This window comes from Variovorax sp. YR216 (assembly GCF_900107745.1).
Lineage (GTDB): Bacteria > Pseudomonadota > Gammaproteobacteria > Burkholderiales > Burkholderiaceae_C > Variovorax.
Genome location: NZ_FNRO01000006.1, coordinates 145815 through 161447 on the forward strand (window position 1 = coordinate 145815; position 15633 = coordinate 161447).

Here is a 15633-nt window from a genome sequence, read left to right on the forward strand (position 1 = left end):
TCTACGCGCCGTGTACCCGCGCACCTGGCGCGATGGTCGGCGGCGCCGAGTTCAGCGTCTCGATCGCAAAGCCGGCCGCGGCCTTGTAGCGTGCCATGAAGGCATCGCGCTCGGCCGCCGGGATGACCTTCTCGATGTCGTCGAACACGCCGCCGCAGCGTTCGTCCACCAGCCCGAGGATGCCGAACGGGCCGGCGCCGCGATTGCGCAGCACCAGCGCCGAGATGTCCTCACAGAGCTTCGCGTCGTACGCATCGAGCGCCGCGGGCGTGACGCCGTGAGCCAGCATCGACGCACCGAGCACGCGCGCGTCGACGATGGCCTGGCTCGCACCGTTGGAGCCCACGGGATACATCACATGCGCCGCGTCGCCGAGCAGCGCAACGCGGCCGTCCACCCAGGTGGGCACCGGGTCGCGGTCGATCATCGGGTATTCGAAGACCTCCTTGGCGCCGCGCAGCATCGCGGGCACGTCGAGCCAGTCGTAGTTCCAGCCTTCGAAGTGGCCGATGAAGTCGTCCACCGAGACGCGGCGGTTCCAGTCGCCCTGCGTCCAGCCTTCGGAGTTGTCGACCGTGATCTCGGCGATCCAGTTGATGGTCGCCAGGCCTGTCGCCGGATCGGGCGGCGAGATCGGATAGAGCACCACGCGATGCCGCAGCGAGCCGACGCCGACGAACGAAGCGCCGCTGCGGATCGGCACCCCCGGCGTCGTGCCGCGCCACAGGATCGCGCCGCCCCACTGGATCGGGGGCTGCGCGGGGTGCATCTGCGCGCGCACTGCCGAATGCAGGCCGTCGGCCGCCACCAGCAGCCGGCCTTCGGCTTCGATGCGCCGGCCGTCGCGTGTTTCGACGAATGCGGTCACGCCGTTCCCGTCGTTGCGATAGCCGGTGACCCGATGGCCGACCCGGACCGCATCGGGGCCGAGACGTTCGAGCGCGGTGCGGTAAAGCAGCATCTGCAACTGCCCGCGGTGCACCGAGTACTGCGGCCAGCAATAGCCCGCAAGCAGGCCGCGCGGCTCCGAATAGATGTCGTTGCCGTTGCGCCCGACCAGCGCCCATTCGCGCGCCTGGATGCCGATGCGGTCGAGCGCGCGGTCGTCGATGCCGAGGTCGTACAGCTCGCGCACCGCGTTGGGCTGCAGGTTGATGCCTACGCCCAGCGGCTGCAGTTCGGGAACGGCCTCGAAGACGACGCAGGGCACGCCGATCTGATGCAGGGTGAGCGCGAGGGCGATGCCCCCGATGCCGCCGCCGGCGATCAGCACCGGACGGGAATCGATCGAATGAGTCATGGCGCGGATTGTCGGGGAAGCACCATTCCGGCCTGCGCGACGGTGGCGAGGAGATCGCCCGTGTACAGCATCGCCTCCCGCGCGCGGCGCGCCGTGTCGTACTGGTTCAGCGTCGCGCGCAGCCGCGACTCGTGCGGCAGCGCGTTCCAGACGGCCGTCAGGCTGGCGTGCAGCGGCGCGGCGCCATCGGCGAGCGCGCGGGCAAATTCCAGGCTGGCGGGTTCCGAGAGCAACACGGCCTTGGCCGCCGCGCCGAGCAGCGTGGGGCGCGATTCCGTCGGTGCCGGGCAGAGGTAGATCACCGGTTCCGGCAGCGACGGACCGATCGGCGCCAGCGCGCGCAGGGAACGACCGCGCAGCCGCACGGCGCCATCGAGCGAGGCGAAGGCAAAGGACGCATCGCCGTCCGCCTGTGCAAGCCGCGCGAGCCCGCGCAGCAGGCGCGGCATGTCGGAGGTGACGGCGGCCGGCGCAGCCTTCACTTCGGCCAGCAGGACGATGTCGCAGAGGCCGCCGCCGATGCTTCTCACGAGGGCCGCGTCCCACTCTTCCTTGGACCGGTCGCCGCCGCCGGACAGCACGCGCGGCGTGAGCAGGCTGCGCAGGACGCGGTACGTGCCGCGCTCATCGCCTTCCAGGTCGTTCAGGAACGTGGCCACCTGCCGGAGCGCCTCGGCCGCCGCGTGCTCGGCCTGCGCGCCCTCGCGCGCCGCGGCGCGGCCCTGGCCCCGCGCGACGTCGCTCCCCGCCGGTGGCACGCGCCGGGCGCGCAGCGCGCGATAGCGCCGGACCGGTTCCAGCGCCGTCATCGCTTCCGCGTGGATGCGTCGCTGCAGCGCGGGATGCGTGGCGAGATCGTGCAGAAGGGCGTGCAGCGCCGCGTCGTTTCCGATCAACGGGGCGCCGAGGGATCCGGCCTCCGAGGCGAGCGTGCGCCATTCGCCGGCCGCGGCCAGCGCATGCAGGTGCGACAGGTTGTCACGCCGCGCGCCTTCCGGCATGTCGCGCAGCTTGCCTGGGTGCGCGAAGGCATCGACCGCCGCACGCACCGACCGGGCGTCGGCGGCTGCGGAGCTCTCGATCTGCACCCAGTCGCGAACCTGCGCGTCGCGCGAGTACAGCACCTGCGCCTGGAAGACCGGGTCGCCGCCGTCGGGCGTCATCGCGCGGTGGATCAGTGCGGCCAGCGCGGCGGTGAAGGCATCGCCCAGCGCGGCAGGCGTCGGCGTGCCGCGTTCCGCGGCGGCACGCGCCGACTCGATGGCGAACGCGAGCGTGGCCTCGGTGCCCGCGGCGACGGCCGCATCGAGGCCCGGCGGCAGCGGCGGCGACCGGTATCGCCGCGGCACCGTGCGCAGCAGATCGCGCAGCGCAGCCTGGGGCCGGTCGTCCGATGCCGGGAACGTTTGCACAAGAGTCTCCTTCCCCGCGGCGCATGGGCTGCGGGAGCGTTGCATTTTCGCTGCGTGGGCAGCGCGGCGCATGCAAGAAAAACGTATTCAAACGAAGGTTGGCCGTCGGATATTGACCACGGCTTGGGACGAAATCGGAGGTCTTTTCCCTGTTGCGCGGCTGTCGCCAGCGGGGCACGCGTACCATCCCCCGACCAGGAGCAATTCGATAGTGAAAAGAGGGAGCGAGATGCCGGCGTTCGATCATGTGGAATGGTCGGAACGTATCGCGGCAGTCACCGCCGAGGCCTACGGGGTCGACGGTATTTCAGCCATCGAACGTTCGATCGGCGGCCTGTTGCGCATCGTGCGCGAGCAGATTGACCTCGAAGTGGTCTTCGTCGGCGAGTTCGCCTTTGGCCGGCGGATCTTCCGTCACGTCGCTGCCAGGGACGACGACGCGATCATCGAAGTCGGCCAGTCGCACGAGATCGACAAGACCATCTGCCAGCGCATCGTCGACGGCCGCATGCCCAACGTCATGGAAAGCGTCGCGCGGGTGCGTATGCAATACGGCCTGCCGCCGGAGTACGGCGTGCTCGGAGCGCACATCGGCGTGCCGGTGCGCTTCGCCGATGGCGGCCTCTATGGCGTGCTGTGCGGATTCAGCCTCGAAGCGCGCGACCATCTCGGCGATCGCGACGTCAAGCGCATGGAAATGGCAGCCAATGCGGCGGCCCGGCTGATCGCGCAGGCGCGCGGCCTCGATGTCGACCAGGCGGCGGAAGCGCTGAACTGACGCTGGCCGCTCAGGCGGGCTCGCCCGCTGGTGGTGGCAGGGGCACTCGGGTCTCGAACTTCGAGCAGTTCAGCAACGCTCGGATAGGGATGCCTCCGTCTGTTTCGTCACTATGTGCGACAGCGCACAGAGGACAGCTGCGCCTTTGCTCTATCGTGGACTTTACGAACAGCGTTCCGAGAAGTCCGCGTGGAATTGAAGTGATGCGTCGCGCCAGCCCGGGTGCGCCAAGCAGGAAATGAGTTCGCAGCGCTTGGCGAGGCACGAAAGTCGCGCGCTTTCATTGACGATTGGGACATGAATCGCGGCGAGGGCAGCTCACCGTTCATCGACCCATAGCGCAGGGCGTGGCATCGCTGCAGTGAAAGCAGCTTGGAACGAGCGATAGCGCCGCCGGGCCACTCGCCGGCGAAGGATTCGTCCAGGCCTCACAAGACCGCCTGCTACGTGCGGTGCCACGTCGAGCATCGGCATCGGCCTGTCTGGCCTCTCGGCATTTGGAATCCGCTTCGACACAAGCCTCTGCAAGCGGGTGACGAAGAGGCCCCAGGCGCTGAGATGGTCTCCGAGGTGTTTCGGTGAAGGTTTGGATCCTGTGATGCCGAGCGTCGGCTGCGACGGCGTCTGCGCCTCTTGCTATTCGCGCAAAGAGCGTTCCTATTTTGAACGATGACTTCTTATTGATCACCGGAGAAGAAAATGAAGATCGCCCAGGTTTCGCCACTGTGGGAGGCCGTGCCACCGACGTTCTACGGGGGCACTGAGCGCGTAGTCGCCAATCTCAGCAATGCCTTGGTCGACCAGGGCCATGAAGTCACCCTCTTCGCGGCAGGAGGGTCGCACACACGCGCGACTCTGGTGCCCGTCCGACGGCAGGCGCTGCGGCTCGATCCGGCACCGCTCAAGTCGGAGCTGGCCGCCCATCTGCTCCTCATGAGCGAAGTGAGGCGACGCGCCGACGAGTTCGATGTACTGCACTTTCACATGGACCTGTTGCATTTCCCTTTTTTCGAGGACATAGCCGATCGCACGCTCACCACGATCCATGGCCGGCTGGACCTGACGGACTTGGCCGAGGCGTACGGGAGGTGGAGTGACTTCCCCCTTGTCTCGCTCTCCCATCACCAGCGCAAGCCGATGCCCTTGGCAAACTGGATCGGCACGGTGCACAACGGAATCGACGAAACGCATTTCCGGCCGGCGACGAAGCCGACGGGCGCATATCTCGCCTTTCTCGGTCGCATTGCGCCCGAAAAGCGTCCGGACCGCGCGATCGACATCGCGATTCGCGCGGGCCTGCCCCTCAGGATTGCAGCCAAGGTGGATGCCGTCGACCGCGCCTACTTCGAGAACTGCATACGCCCGCTGCTGCAGCATCCGCTGATCGAATACATGGGTGAAGTGAGCGATGCCGAGAAGCCCGGGTTCCTCGGGAACGCACGGGCGCTGCTGTTTCCGATCGACTGGCCCGAGCCCTTCGGGCTCGTGATGATCGAGGCGATGGCCTGCGGCACACCGGTGATTGCATGGCGCTGCGGATCCGTGCCGGAGGTGCTGGAGCACGGCCTGAGCGGGTTCATCGTCGACAACGAGGAAGAGGCCACGGCCGCTGTGAAGAATGTGGGGCAACTCGATCGGGCGCGCATCCGGGCGGCGTTCGAGCGCCGGTTCTCCGCCAAGGTGATGGCAACGGCCTATGTCGAGCTCTACCACCGGCTGCTGGCCATGAGCTTGCCTGCTGCCGCTTGAGGAAAGGTGCTGCAATGAGCCAAGGTCAGGGAATGGCGCAGGAGCCAGCGCTTCAGGGACTCGAAACGCAGGAACTCATCGAACGCAGCCCGCAGCGCCTGTTCGTGCTGAAGGAGGCAGACACCTTCCTGGTCGCCGACATCTACGGCGATGTGACGGGCGCGGCTGACGGCTTGTTCGTGAACGACACGCGGCTGCTGTCGACTTTCCGTCTTCGCTACGGCGGCCGCAGGCCTTCGCTGCTGTCGGGCGGCGTGAGCCAGGACAACGTCTTCTTTGCCGCCCATATGACCAACCAGCCGTTGCCGCCGCTGGGCGATGCCGCGACACCCGAGGGTGTGATGCATGTGGAGCGGGAGCGACTTCTGTGGTGCGGCCGGATCTTCGAGCGGATCAGCCTGTTCAACTATGGGCGCGCACCGGTGAAAGCGCCGTTGACCATCCACTTTGGCGCCGACTTCCGCGACATGTTCGAGGTGCGTGGCCAGCAGCGCTCGCAGCGCGGCATCGCCCAGCCGGCCGTGGTGGAGGAGCGCACCGCGCGGCTCAGCTACGAAGGACTGGACAAGGTCCTGCGAACCGTGAGCATCGCGTTCTCGGAGATGCCCGTGAGGCTGGACGAATCCCAGGCAGAGTTTTTCGTCGAGGTTCTCCAACGTACGCCCTGGGTGCTCTATATCGAGGTCGGCCCTTCGCCCGCGATGGCGCCGGGCCGCGCCCGTCACCGACAGGCCGCCGCCTCTGCACGGCGCAGCATGCGCTTGCGGCAGCGCCGGGGTGCGCGGATCTATTCGTCGGCCCGGCTATTCCAGCACTGGATGGACAAGTCGCGGGCTGACCTCGCGCTGCTGACCACCGAACTACCGACGGGGCCGTACCCCTACGCGGGCATTCCGTGGTTCTCGACGCCCTTCGGACGCGATGCGATCATCACCGCGCTGCAGACCTTGTGGCTCGATACCTCCCTCGCGCACGGCGTGCTCTCGTTCCTTGCGCACAACCAGGCGAAGCAGACCTCCACCTTCCGCGATTCGGAACCGGGAAAGATCATGCACGAGACCCGCAAGGGCGAGATGGCAGCGGTGGACGAACTCCCGTTTGCCAAGTACTACGGCGGGGTCGACACCACGCCACTGTTCGTCATGCTCGCCGGCGCCTATGCAGTTCGCATGGGCGGCGCGAGCGAGATCGATGCCTATTGGCCCGCTCTGAATAGTGCGGCCCAGTGGATCGAACGCAGCAGCGGCGGCAATCCAGAGGGCTTCCTGACCTACGCGCGCGGCGAGTCCAGCGGACTGGCCAACCAGGGATGGAAGGACAGCGACGATTCGGTCTTCCACGAAGACGGCAGTTCGCCCGAAGGGCCGATCGCGCTCATCGAAGTGCAGGGCTACGCCTGGCGCGCCTATCTCACGATGGCCGAACTCGCAGGCATGCGGGGTGAAGCCGACGCGGCCGCGCACTGGAAGAGCCGCGCTGACGCACTCAGGCGTGCTGTCGAGCAGCACTTCTGGCTCGATGACCTGGAGTTCTATGCGCTCGCACTCGACGGCACGGGGCGGCCCTGCAGGGTGCGGTCTTCCAACGTGGGTCATCTCCTTTATTGCGGGCTGCCTTCCCCGAAGCGTGCGCAGGCGGTCATCCGGCAGTTGCTCACCGGCGCGTTTGACTCGGGCTGGGGCATCCGCACGCTGCCGCCGGAGGCTGCACGCTACAACCCCATGTCCTATCACAACGGTTCGGTCTGGCCCCATGACGTTGTGCTGTGCGCATCGGGCATGGCGCGCTACGGGGAACGCGACGGCATCGTCCACCTGATGAGCGGCATGTTCGAAGCAGCCACCTTCTTCGGCATGCGCCTGCCCGAATTGTTCTGTGGCTTCAAGCGCGAGGCCGGGGAGGCGCCCGTTGCCTATCCCGTGGCCTGTCTGCCGCAAGCATGGTCGGCCGGGTCAGTCTTCATGTTGCTGCAGGCAACGCTCGGCTTGCACATCGATACCGCACGTATGACCGTGCATGTGAGACAGCCACGCCTGCCGCATGACATCGACCGCCTCCAGGTACGCCACATGAAGGTCGGCGACCAACTGGTGGATCTCAGCTTCCAGCGGGTGGCGCAGCGCGTGGTCGCCTTCATCGAGAACCAGCGCGGATCCCGGAAGGTACATCTTTCTGTGGACTACTGACCTTCGCTGCAGGCGGTCATCAGTCGTGCTGCTCCGCCGGCGATCGGCGGCCTGAAGGGAAGTCATTGGATGCTCCTCTTGGGGCACTTGCCGCACGAGTCGCGCCCCTATTCGATGCCCTTGCCCACCGCAGGGTGCAGGTCGTAGTCACGCAGCATCACGGGTTCGACGGAGCCGCCCGCGACTCGCCTGCGCACGGCCTCATCGATATCCTTGGCGTGAACCTGGTAGGTGTCCAGCGGCTCGTCGTCGATGGCAGTCGACCGATAGCAGTAGTGCAGCGTTTCCTTGCCAATGCTCGCACCGACGAGCTGGCCATCGATGGACACCCAGAAATGGACGGCGCCTGAGGCCTCATGAAAGAAGGGAGGGTTTGACATGGGATGTCCTTGGATGGGTTCGCGGCCGGAGCCGAATATTTCACTTCTACACCGGGCAGCCGCGGTTGTCGGTCCGGTAGCGCACAGACGAAAGGCGTCGGCCGCAGGGGCGGAACATGAGGTCAAAGCACTCCCGCGTAGCTCTTCCTGTCCGCGGCATAACAGGCGCAAGCTGTCGCCTCGAGTCCCGGACGATCGAGCACGCTGATGGTGCCGCGGTGGTAGTGGATCAACCCGCTGCGCTGCAGCGAACCGGCGGCCTCGGTGATGCCGACACGGCGCACGCCCAGCATGTAGGCGAGAAACTCGTGCGTGACGCTGAAGCTGTCGGCATGGGCGCGGTCCTGGCTCATGAGGAGCCAACGCGCGAGGCGCGGGCCGATCTGGTGAAAGCGCAGGCAGGCGGCCGACGCCGCAAGTTGAGACATCGAGACGTGGATGTAGCGGTCCAGCACTCGCTGCAGCGGCGCGTTACGTGCCAGTTCGCGTCGGAAGTCGACCGCGGTGACGCGCCAGGCCGAGCCCGCGCCTTGCACCAGTGCGCGCAAGGGCGCGATGTCCACGCCGAGAACGAGGTTCGAGCCCAGCATCCCTTCGCGCCCCACCATGCCGACTTCGATTCCGGGATGCTCGTCGATCCGAGCCACCAATGAAATGAAGCCGTCGACAGGAAAGTAGACATGCCGGGTTGCTGCGCCAGGCTCGTGGATCACCTCGGCCAGGATCAGCAGGATCGGCTCGCAGACGTCCAGCAGGCGCCGGCGGTCGTTGCGCGGAAGCAATTCGATGAGGTGGTTCTCGATCGTGGCCAAGGATCGCTCCGTGTGAGTGGTGCGAGCCACTCTGCGCGCAATTGCCCGGTGCGACTGTCTGCCAGCGCACAGACGCGATGGCGACGGCGTCCTATAAATGCCGATTGAACGGCACCCGCCGAGAAAGGCCACCATGCAAGACCTCACCCAACCCTTCGTCAAGCTTTCTACCGCGAATGCGGAACTCATCACCCGCTTTGCGCAGTCGCAGGAAATGGTCGACCTGGTCAACACCAGCGCACAGAAGTACCTCGAACTGGCGCAGAAGACCTTTGGAGGAACGCCCGCATCCGAAGCCCAGGCGGACCTGATCCGCAGTCTGACCGACAACTATTCGACCTTTGCGCGAGAACATGCCGAGAGCCTCATGGGAATGGCAGCCGAAGCCCAGACCCAGATCACTCAGCAGGTGGCGCAGGCCTCGAAGATGATGAAGCCCGAAGGTTCGAGTTGAGGCTTGTACCAGCGTCGCAGGCTCCACCGATCGACACCGGGAAGCAGTGAGGCAGGCTGAGCACCTGTCAAGGGCTGTCTCGCGAGTCAAGCGTCTTTCGTGGAAGCTTGATGGTGAAGACACATCCCGTGCCCGGGAGGTCCCGAACGGTCAATACGCCTCCGTCAGACTCCACGCTTCGTCGCGCGATGGAAAGGCCGAGTCCCAAGCCGCTCTTGTTCTCACCGACCTGGACAAAGGGCTGGAAGATACGCGCCGTGGCTCCTGGAGGAAGTCCACCGCAGTGGTCCCTGACGTCGACCAGGACATAGTCCCCTTCGGCATGGGCGCTCAGGGTGACTTCGGTATGGGCATGGGTGAACTTTATGGCGTTCTGCAGCAAGTTCACCAGGGCCGCCAGGAGCCGCTCGCGGTTTCCCGAGATGCCCAGCGTGGCATCGACGTCGAGGGCGCAGAGCGTGCAGCCCTTTGTGCTCGCATCGAGCGAGACGACATTCCTGGCCTCCGCAACGAACGACGCGACCGAAAAGGCTGCCTCCTGAGGACCTTCGGCCGTGACCCTGACCTGAGACAGTGACAGACTCAGCAGGGCCGCCAACGACGTCAGGCTCCTTTTCAGCACGGCGCCGGTTGCGCCGCCAAGTGGAACCCTCCCCGATTCCAGCGCGGTGAACGCAAGCGTTGCGGTGTGCAAGTAGTTCCGCAACTCATGCACCAGCACGCCCAGGCGCTCGTTCTCCTCGGCGGTCTGCTGAAGTGCGACGCTGGCGTCCCGCCAGGTGCTGAATTCGGTGACCGCGTCAGCGATGGCGTTGTCGAGGCAACGGTTCAAGGTGCGGAACTCGTCGACGGAGAACGGCGCATCGAGCTCGACGGCGAGGTCTGTGATGGCCTGGCAAAGGTCGCCGTAGTCGTGTACCACCTGGTCGACGGAAAAGCCGAGCTCCATCAACTGCTTGCCGTGCGCTGCTGCGCTCAGGCCCATTTCAGACAAGGCAGCGGCGTCACCGCCAGCGGCACCTGAAATCCTGAAGCTCTCGTCGACCTCGCCGTTCTCCTGCGCTTCCAGCGTTCTCATCAACTGGTCCAGAAAAATCGGAACGCCGTTGGCGAGCTGCGCAGCTGTGGCTTCTCGCCGGGGCCGCTGAGCAACCTTGGCTTTGCATCGATCAACGAGCTCTTCGCGATGGTTGTAGAGGAATCGATGCATAGGGTCCTCGTTCAGCAGCCCCGGTTTCGAAAAAGTCGAAGCGCTCAGCCGGTAAGTTTGGCGACCACTGTGCGTCGGCGACGTCCAGCCCCAAGTCCACATCATGCGCGCTCGGTGCACTGTCGAACATAGAGCCGTCGAGGAGCCCGTCTGTCAGGGCGGGCATTGCCATGCCCCAATAGTGGTTTCTGCTTGCCGCTTCGTAACAGCGGGTGGAACGCGATTGGAAATCACGGCCTCGAGCGTCCGTGCATCAGCCACAGGCCGCATGTCGCCGGTCTGCAGCTTCGGCGGCATCTACGTGCTCCAACGCACCGACGCGAGACGAGTCGACCCGTATAAAGGCGGCAGAGGTTGGGCGCGACAGCTGGCGGCCTCTGTGAGCGAATCGGAATGCAAGGGCAGCACGCCCTGTCTTCCGGTTCGGTGCGCCGCTACCGAAGCTGCTGGTGGGGCACCTTCCCCCTGAGTAGCTTCGATGGCCGGCGGCAGCCGGTAAAAGGCAACCATGAACGATATGACCCAGCCCTTCACCCATCTGGCCGAGGCCAACGCGGCGCTCCTGACGAACTTCGCGCAGTCGCCCGCGATGTTCGAAATGGCAAACGCCAATGTCCAGAAGTACTTCGAGCTCGCGCAGCAATCCTTCGAGCGCGTCGTCGTCTCCGACGTCTACGCGGACTTGATCCGCAAGCTCACGGAAAACTACTCGACGTTCGCGCGCGAGTACTCGGCAAGCCTCCTGGACTGGTCCACACAGGGGCAGAGTCTGATGGCGCAACAGGCTCAGACAGCGTCGGATCTCCTCGCGGATTCGGGCAAGGCGACGCCGACCGCGCTGGGGAGGGCATCGGACACAGTCAAGCACTTGCGAGCCAGGTAGAGTGAAGCTGTGAAGCCAAGCGGAGTCGGCACCATTCCGTTACACACGTATCGAAGAGCGCGATGTTCTCCGCGACTTCCGCTCGGAGCCATTGCCTGGCGCCTTCTTGCGCCTTGGCGTCGGCAGCAAACCATGCCTCCCGCGCGTCTTCGGGCCCAGGTGGCGCCGACGCACCCCAGATCTGAGCAAAGATCGACAGGGTTTCGCCTGCAGGAAGATCGGCCCAGATGATTCCCAGGCTCGAGAGTGCATCTCGACGCTCGCCCAGTTCGACGCTGCTGCGGAAGTGACCGTTGTCTTCCGCGATATTGGCGCTCAGCCCGCCGGCCAGGAGGACATGCAGCAACTCGCGGGCATCGGCGTGGCGAATCCATTGCTCCGCTCGCCGAACCAGCTGTGCCGCAGCGATGTCCATGTTGGTATGGAGGCCTCGATCCGGCCCGACCTCGGGGTTGGCATCGCCCGGACCCGGGAACGCCCTCGAATTCGCGGAGCATTCAGTCCACTGCGATGCCCGGATCGGTTGGTCATGAGTCGAATGCGAGGCGGCCGCATGGAACGCCGGGAGCTTGCCACCACAGCCAGCGCAGAACCTGGCCTCGTCACGATTGACGGTACGACAGAGTCTGCAAACCGCCACAGGCTGGTCGCTCTGAATCCACATCCTCAACATGCTGGCGAAACCCGCGAAAGCATCGATGGATAGAGGGTTGCCGCGCGCATGGGAGGGGGACTTCACCGGGGTGAACGTCATGGCGAATCTCGTGCCGCGCTGCTCAGATCAGCCCTGCTGGGCTCGAGGCGGCGAAGGTCGGGGTCTGCATGAAATTCTCATGCCCTTTTGTAAGGCGGACGCCGAGGCGCCGTCTGTGCGGCAGCGCACATCGCGCCCGACGCGCGACCCATGCCGTTCGGTTCTTCTAGATGGCGACCGTGTCCGGAAGGAGTCTGTCATATTCCTTCTTGACCACCGCATAGCACTCGCAAGAGCGCCGCTCCAGCCCTTGCCGGTCCAGCACCGAGATGCGACCGCGCGCATAACTGATGAGGCCGGCCCTTTGCAGCTTGAGTGCGCTTTCCGTGACGCCTTCGCGGCGCACACCGAGCATGTTGGCGATCAGTTCCTGCGTCATCACGAGTTCATTGCCCTGCAGCCGGTCCAAGCTCAGCAGGAGCCAGCGGCACAGTTGCTGATCCAGGGAGTGGTGGCGGTTGCAGACCGCCGTTTGCGCCATCTGCGTGATCAGCGCCTGGGTGTAGCGCAGCAGCAGGTGAAGGACTGGGGCCCGGTTGAACTCGTCCTTGATCACCTGTGCCTTGAGCCTGAAGCCTTGGCCTGCGCTTTGCACTACGGCTCGACTGGGAGTGGACTCACCCCCCATGAACAGCGAGATGCCCACGACACCCTCGTTGCCGACCACGGCGATCTCCGCCGAGGCGCCGTTTTCCATGACGTACAACAAGGAGACGATGGCGGTGCTCGGAAAGTAGACATGGCTCAACGTGGTGCCCGATTCATACAGCACCTGGCCCAATGGCATCTCGACCGCTTCGAGCTGAGGCAACCAGCGCTGCCATTCGCCATCGGGCAACGCAGCGAGCAGGCGGTTCTTTCTCGGTTCGGGTTGAAGGGCCATCGCTTCCTCCGGATGCTGGTTTCGAGGATGAGCAACATTGTCTGCTACGTCCGCTACCGCACAGGCAAGCCCGCAGGCTTGCTACCCGATCATGTCCCACCTCGAGATCGTCAGACCCCAACAGGCCAGCTCCCATCGCTTTGCTCAGCCTCCTGTACAACGGACTGAAAAGGATGGCCAAGGCGATCGCCCACATCACTGCGCCAAAGAACGGTTGAAGGATCCAGAGAAATCCGACAGTGACTCCCGCAAGCAGGATGAAGAAGACGGCGCGCTGCACACTGGCGGTGTTCATCGAAAGAATCCAGTTGGGAAGGGGGCCGCCCCTCACCAGTGTCGGCTTCCCGGAACTGCTGAGGGGGACGCGCAGCCGGAGATGTACAGTCGAGCATCGAGCCCACGGCCACGGTAGGCAGATTGGCGCTGGCAGCCGCCGAAGCCATACTGGGCTCTCCACGAATGGAGGTCGAGATGGCCCAGCATGCAATTACCGCTGTTCACTTAAGGGGCGGAAGGATTGATTTCGTCGCCATTCACCCGGTTGTGGACAAGGAGTTCGGTTCGACAGAATTTGCCCTTGGCACAGCACAGCGGATCAGCATCGGCGAATGCACCAAGCTCATTGCTTCCGGCGAGGAGGTGTGCCTTGCACGGCGCACTGAAACCCATGTCTGGGAAGTCATTTGCGACGTCGAACTCTTGCCGGGCGGAACTGACATCACTGGCGTCGACATTGTCGATCGTCCCAATGATGCCTTGCAAAACCTTCCCGTGTGGGACTAGAAAGTCCCGGAATGGCGCGAGGCTTCAATTGACATGTTTCACTGAAGTCTAGGATGTGTGACTGAACTTGCGCCCCTCTTTCGAGGCGTGCTGGCAGTCATCGGGCTTGCCACGGGGGGCCGTGCGGTGGTCGCGACCTCGCCCCACTGAGCGACGCCGCGCCGCGCGTGATCAGCCCAGCAGCGAGCCGCGGATCTCCGACACCGGCAGGTGCTCGCGGCGCGGCAGCAGGTCGGCTTCAGGCTCGCCGGCGCGAAGGCGCGCGAGCATCGACTCGGGATCGAACTCCACGCCGATCGGGTTGGTCTCGAAGTTCGGCCCGTACATGAACGCGTTGGCGTCGTCGTTGCTCGTGAAGCAGTCCGCCTGGAACTCCATCTGGTTGCCGTCCGGGTCGGCGTAGTAGAGCGAGACCGTGATGCCGTGATGGATGCACCAGTAGGGCAGGATGTCCTTGGCCTTCAGCTCCGTGTACTTGTCGAGCAACTCGCCCAGGCTGCGATAGCCGTAGGCGACGTGGTCCATGCCGGGCTGGCCGCGAGGCGTGCGCGCATCCGACTCGCCCTTGATGACCGACAGGTTGAGCAGCGCGACCCGATGGTGCTCGTCGTCGTAGGTCACGAAGGCGATCACCGGGTTGTGGTATTGGATCTTGCCGTTGAAGACCGTCACGTACCAGTCCAGCATCTGCTGGAACCGGTAGGTGCGATAGACGACGTGCGCGAAGGTCTTGGGGCGGATGGATTGCGAGGACATGAGGACTGTCTCCTGGGAAGGGTCATACGACTTGCTGCCGCTGCGTGCCCAGCGGACCCGCGCTGAGCGTCATCACGTCGCCGCGTCGCAGGAAGACGGGCGTGGGCTTGATGCCCAGGCCCACACCCTGCGGCGTGCCCGTGATCACGACGTCCCCGGGAAGCAGCGTCATGAACTGGCTCAGGTACGACACGAGCTGTGCGACCGGGAAGATCATGTCGGCAGTGTTGCTGCGTTGACGCACCTCGTCGTTGACCCTGAGTTCCAGCGGGATGGCCTGCGGATCGGCAATCTCGTCGCTCGTGACGAGCCAGGGGCCGACGGGGCCGAAGCCGTCGAAGCTCTTGCCTTTGCCCCACTGGCCGCCGCGCTTGATCTGCCAGTCGCGCTCCGACACGTCGTTGGCCAGGCAGTAGCCCGCCACATGCGACAGGGCGCTTTGCACCGGCACGTTGCGCGCGATGGTTCCGATCACGAAGCCAAGTTCGATCTCCCAGTCGCCGGCCTCGGAGCCCGGCGGCAGGCGTACGTCGTCGTCGGGGCCTGCGAGCGAGGTCAATGCCTTGGTGAAGACGACCGGCTCCTTCGGGATTTCCAGGCCGGCTTCTTCTGCATGTTTGCGGTAGTTCAGTCCGATCGCCACGAACTGGCGAACACCAGCCACCGGCACACCGAGCCGCGTGCCCTTGGGCACCAGTGGCATGCGCCGCAGGTCGATCGCCGCGAGCGCCTGAAGCTTCTCGGGCGCAAGCCAGTCGGGGGTGAAGTCGGGCACCAGCAGCGAGAGGTCGCGCGCCTGTCCGTCGGCGTCGAGGGCGCCCGGTTTCTCCTGGCCCACGGGGCCGTGACGTAGCAGTTTCATGGTTCAGTCTTTCAGGAAAGGCTTTCGAATTCGATGTGGCTCAGGTGGCCGTCGAAGAGGGCGACCGCTTCAAGCACTCGCGGGCGCAGCGCTTTGCGCTCTTCGCTCGCGAGCATGCGCTCGGCGTCGCTGCGATCGGCGAACTCCACCAGCACCTGCAGCGCGATGGCCGGAGGTGAATCTTCGAACTTGCGCGGCCACAGGCCATGCACCGCGCGCACGCCGGGCATGCGGCGCATCGCGGGCAGTACAACGCTCTCGATCAGATCGTGGAAATGCTGGGCGGCGCCCATCCTGGGCGCGCCGACCCAATAGGCGGAACGGACGAACATGCGGAGTCTCCTTTGTCAGGGGCGGATACTGCATCCCGGCCTGCGATAGGCAAAGATGCGAAGAACATTCGAGCGATGCGGATCGCGTATCGCTGTGCG

General features: G+C 65.1%; 16 protein-coding genes. 6 read left to right on the forward strand and 10 right to left on the reverse strand.

Translation table 11 applies throughout. The annotated features are described in order from the left end of the window. Window position 1: 1 nt before the first annotated feature. A complete protein-coding gene (locus tag BLW05_RS18185) occupies window positions 2-1300 on the reverse strand; it encodes a flavin-dependent oxidoreductase (RefSeq protein WP_093164775.1) in 1299 nt (432 codons plus the stop codon). Continuing rightward, window positions 1297-2712: a hypothetical protein gene (locus tag BLW05_RS18190; RefSeq protein WP_093164776.1), complete on the reverse strand. Its 1416-nt coding sequence runs from the start codon at window positions 2710-2712 to the stop codon at window positions 1297-1299. Before BLW05_RS18190 ends, BLW05_RS18185 begins: the two co-directional genes overlap by 4 nt. Window positions 2713-2782: 70 nt before the next feature. On the opposite strand from BLW05_RS18190, the gene BLW05_RS18195 reads away from it, so the two are divergent. The 3 genes from BLW05_RS18195 to BLW05_RS18205 all read left to right on the forward strand — a co-directional run bounded on the left by BLW05_RS18195 (window position 2783) and on the right by BLW05_RS18205 (window position 7425). Further along, window positions 2783-3490, forward strand: coding sequence for a GAF domain-containing protein (locus tag BLW05_RS18195; protein ID WP_143044848.1), 708 nt, complete (start codon window positions 2783-2785; stop codon window positions 3488-3490). A 699-nt stretch (window positions 3491-4189) separates the two neighbouring features. After that, window positions 4190-5239, forward strand: a complete 1050-nt coding sequence (locus BLW05_RS18200) for a glycosyltransferase family 4 protein (RefSeq protein ID WP_093164779.1) — start codon at window positions 4190-4192, stop codon at window positions 5237-5239. 14 nt (window positions 5240-5253) lie between these two features. Then, entirely contained in the window at window positions 5254-7425 is a 2172-nt protein-coding gene (locus BLW05_RS18205; protein WP_256330364.1) for an amylo-alpha-1,6-glucosidase, read from the forward strand. A 107-nt stretch (window positions 7426-7532) separates the two neighbouring features. On the opposite strand, the gene BLW05_RS18210 is transcribed toward BLW05_RS18205, so the two are convergent. Both BLW05_RS18210 and BLW05_RS18215 read right to left on the reverse strand, forming a co-directional pair. Beyond that, the gene (locus BLW05_RS18210; RefSeq protein ID WP_093164782.1) at window positions 7533-7805 is read right to left on the reverse strand and encodes a DUF1488 family protein; all 273 of its coding nucleotides are present in this window, start codon (window positions 7803-7805) and stop codon (window positions 7533-7535) included. 122 nt (window positions 7806-7927) lie between these two features. Next, window positions 7928-8617 (reverse strand): Crp/Fnr family transcriptional regulator, encoded by a 690-nt coding sequence (locus tag BLW05_RS18215; protein WP_093164783.1) that lies wholly within the window; start codon window positions 8615-8617, stop codon window positions 7928-7930. Between the two features lie 133 nt (window positions 8618-8750). On the opposite strand from BLW05_RS18215, the gene BLW05_RS18220 reads away from it, so the two are divergent. Continuing rightward, the gene (locus BLW05_RS18220) at window positions 8751-9071 is read left to right on the forward strand and encodes a hypothetical protein (protein WP_093164785.1); all 321 of its coding nucleotides are present in this window, start codon (window positions 8751-8753) and stop codon (window positions 9069-9071) included. A 67-nt stretch (window positions 9072-9138) separates the two neighbouring features. Here the strand turns inward: BLW05_RS18220 and BLW05_RS18225 are convergent, their stop codons facing one another. Further along, entirely contained in the window at window positions 9139-10281 is a 1143-nt protein-coding gene (locus BLW05_RS18225; RefSeq protein ID WP_093164786.1) for a sensor histidine kinase, read from the reverse strand. 508 nt (window positions 10282-10789) lie between these two features. Between BLW05_RS18225 and BLW05_RS18230 the strand changes: the two genes are divergently transcribed. Next, the gene (locus BLW05_RS18230; RefSeq protein WP_143044849.1) at window positions 10790-11164 is read left to right on the forward strand and encodes a hypothetical protein; all 375 of its coding nucleotides are present in this window, start codon (window positions 10790-10792) and stop codon (window positions 11162-11164) included. On the opposite strand, the gene BLW05_RS18235 is transcribed toward BLW05_RS18230, so the two are convergent. Together BLW05_RS18235 and BLW05_RS18240 are read right to left on the reverse strand one after the other, a co-directional pair. Further along, the gene (locus BLW05_RS18235) at window positions 11142-11918 is read right to left on the reverse strand and encodes a hypothetical protein (RefSeq protein WP_093164789.1); all 777 of its coding nucleotides are present in this window, start codon (window positions 11916-11918) and stop codon (window positions 11142-11144) included. The two genes, BLW05_RS18230 and BLW05_RS18235, sit on opposite strands and share 23 nt — an antisense overlap. 166 nt (window positions 11919-12084) lie before the next feature. Then, on the reverse strand, window positions 12085-12801 hold the full coding sequence (locus BLW05_RS18240) for a Crp/Fnr family transcriptional regulator (protein WP_093164791.1): 717 nt from the start codon (window positions 12799-12801) through the stop codon (window positions 12085-12087). 471 nt (window positions 12802-13272) lie between these two features. Here BLW05_RS18240 and BLW05_RS18245 point away from each other — a divergent pair, with 471 nt between their 5' ends. Beyond that, the gene (locus BLW05_RS18245) at window positions 13273-13584 is read left to right on the forward strand and encodes a hypothetical protein (protein ID WP_093164981.1); all 312 of its coding nucleotides are present in this window, start codon (window positions 13273-13275) and stop codon (window positions 13582-13584) included. Window positions 13585-13755: 171 nt separating this feature from the next. On the opposite strand, the gene BLW05_RS18250 is transcribed toward BLW05_RS18245, so the two are convergent. Genes BLW05_RS18250 through BLW05_RS18260 form a run of 3 tightly spaced genes read right to left on the reverse strand, consistent with a single transcriptional unit; the run spans window position 13756 to window position 15534 of the window. Further along, window positions 13756-14340, reverse strand: a complete 585-nt coding sequence (locus tag BLW05_RS18250) for a VOC family protein (protein WP_093164792.1) — start codon at window positions 14338-14340, stop codon at window positions 13756-13758. Window positions 14341-14362: 22 nt separating this feature from the next. Continuing rightward, window positions 14363-15202 carry a fumarylacetoacetate hydrolase family protein gene (locus tag BLW05_RS18255; protein WP_093164793.1) on the reverse strand — a complete coding sequence of 280 codons (840 nt, stop codon included), beginning with the start codon at window positions 15200-15202 and terminating at the stop codon, window positions 14363-14365. Window positions 15203-15213: 11 nt separating this feature from the next. Further along, window positions 15214-15534, reverse strand: coding sequence for a sensor domain-containing protein (locus tag BLW05_RS18260; RefSeq protein ID WP_093164795.1), 321 nt, complete (start codon window positions 15532-15534; stop codon window positions 15214-15216). Window positions 15535-15633: the final 99 nt, after the last annotated feature.

Excerpts from the sequence above, each read along its gene's own strand:
- BLW05_RS18185 (WP_093164775.1), bottom strand. The coding sequence starts at position 1,300 with ATGACTCATTCGATCGATTCCCGTCCGGTGCTGATCGCCGGCGGCGGC.
- BLW05_RS18195 (WP_143044848.1), top strand. The coding sequence starts at position 2,783 with ATGCAAGAAAAACGTATTCAAACGAAGGTTGGCCGTCGGATATTGACC.
- BLW05_RS18200 (WP_093164779.1), top strand. The coding sequence starts at position 4,190 with ATGAAGATCGCCCAGGTTTCGCCACTGTGGGAGGCCGTGCCACCGACG.
- BLW05_RS18205 (WP_256330364.1), top strand. The coding sequence starts at position 5,254 with ATGAGCCAAGGTCAGGGAATGGCGCAGGAGCCAGCGCTTCAGGGACTC.
- BLW05_RS18210 (WP_093164782.1), bottom strand. The coding sequence starts at position 7,805 with ATGTCAAACCCTCCCTTCTTTCATGAGGCCTCAGGCGCCGTCCATTTC.
- BLW05_RS18220 (WP_093164785.1), top strand. The coding sequence starts at position 8,751 with ATGCAAGACCTCACCCAACCCTTCGTCAAGCTTTCTACCGCGAATGCG.
- BLW05_RS18225 (WP_093164786.1), bottom strand. The coding sequence starts at position 10,281 with ATGCATCGATTCCTCTACAACCATCGCGAAGAGCTCGTTGATCGATGC.
- BLW05_RS18230 (WP_143044849.1), top strand. The coding sequence starts at position 10,790 with ATGAACGATATGACCCAGCCCTTCACCCATCTGGCCGAGGCCAACGCG.
- BLW05_RS18235 (WP_093164789.1), bottom strand. The coding sequence starts at position 11,918 with ATGACGTTCACCCCGGTGAAGTCCCCCTCCCATGCGCGCGGCAACCCT.
- BLW05_RS18240 (WP_093164791.1), bottom strand. The coding sequence starts at position 12,801 with ATGGCCCTTCAACCCGAACCGAGAAAGAACCGCCTGCTCGCTGCGTTG.
- BLW05_RS18245 (WP_093164981.1), top strand. The coding sequence starts at position 13,273 with ATGGCCCAGCATGCAATTACCGCTGTTCACTTAAGGGGCGGAAGGATT.
- BLW05_RS18250 (WP_093164792.1), bottom strand. The coding sequence starts at position 14,340 with ATGTCCTCGCAATCCATCCGCCCCAAGACCTTCGCGCACGTCGTCTAT.
- BLW05_RS18255 (WP_093164793.1), bottom strand. The coding sequence starts at position 15,202 with ATGAAACTGCTACGTCACGGCCCCGTGGGCCAGGAGAAACCGGGCGCC.
- BLW05_RS18260 (WP_093164795.1), bottom strand. The coding sequence starts at position 15,534 with ATGTTCGTCCGTTCCGCCTATTGGGTCGGCGCGCCCAGGATGGGCGCC.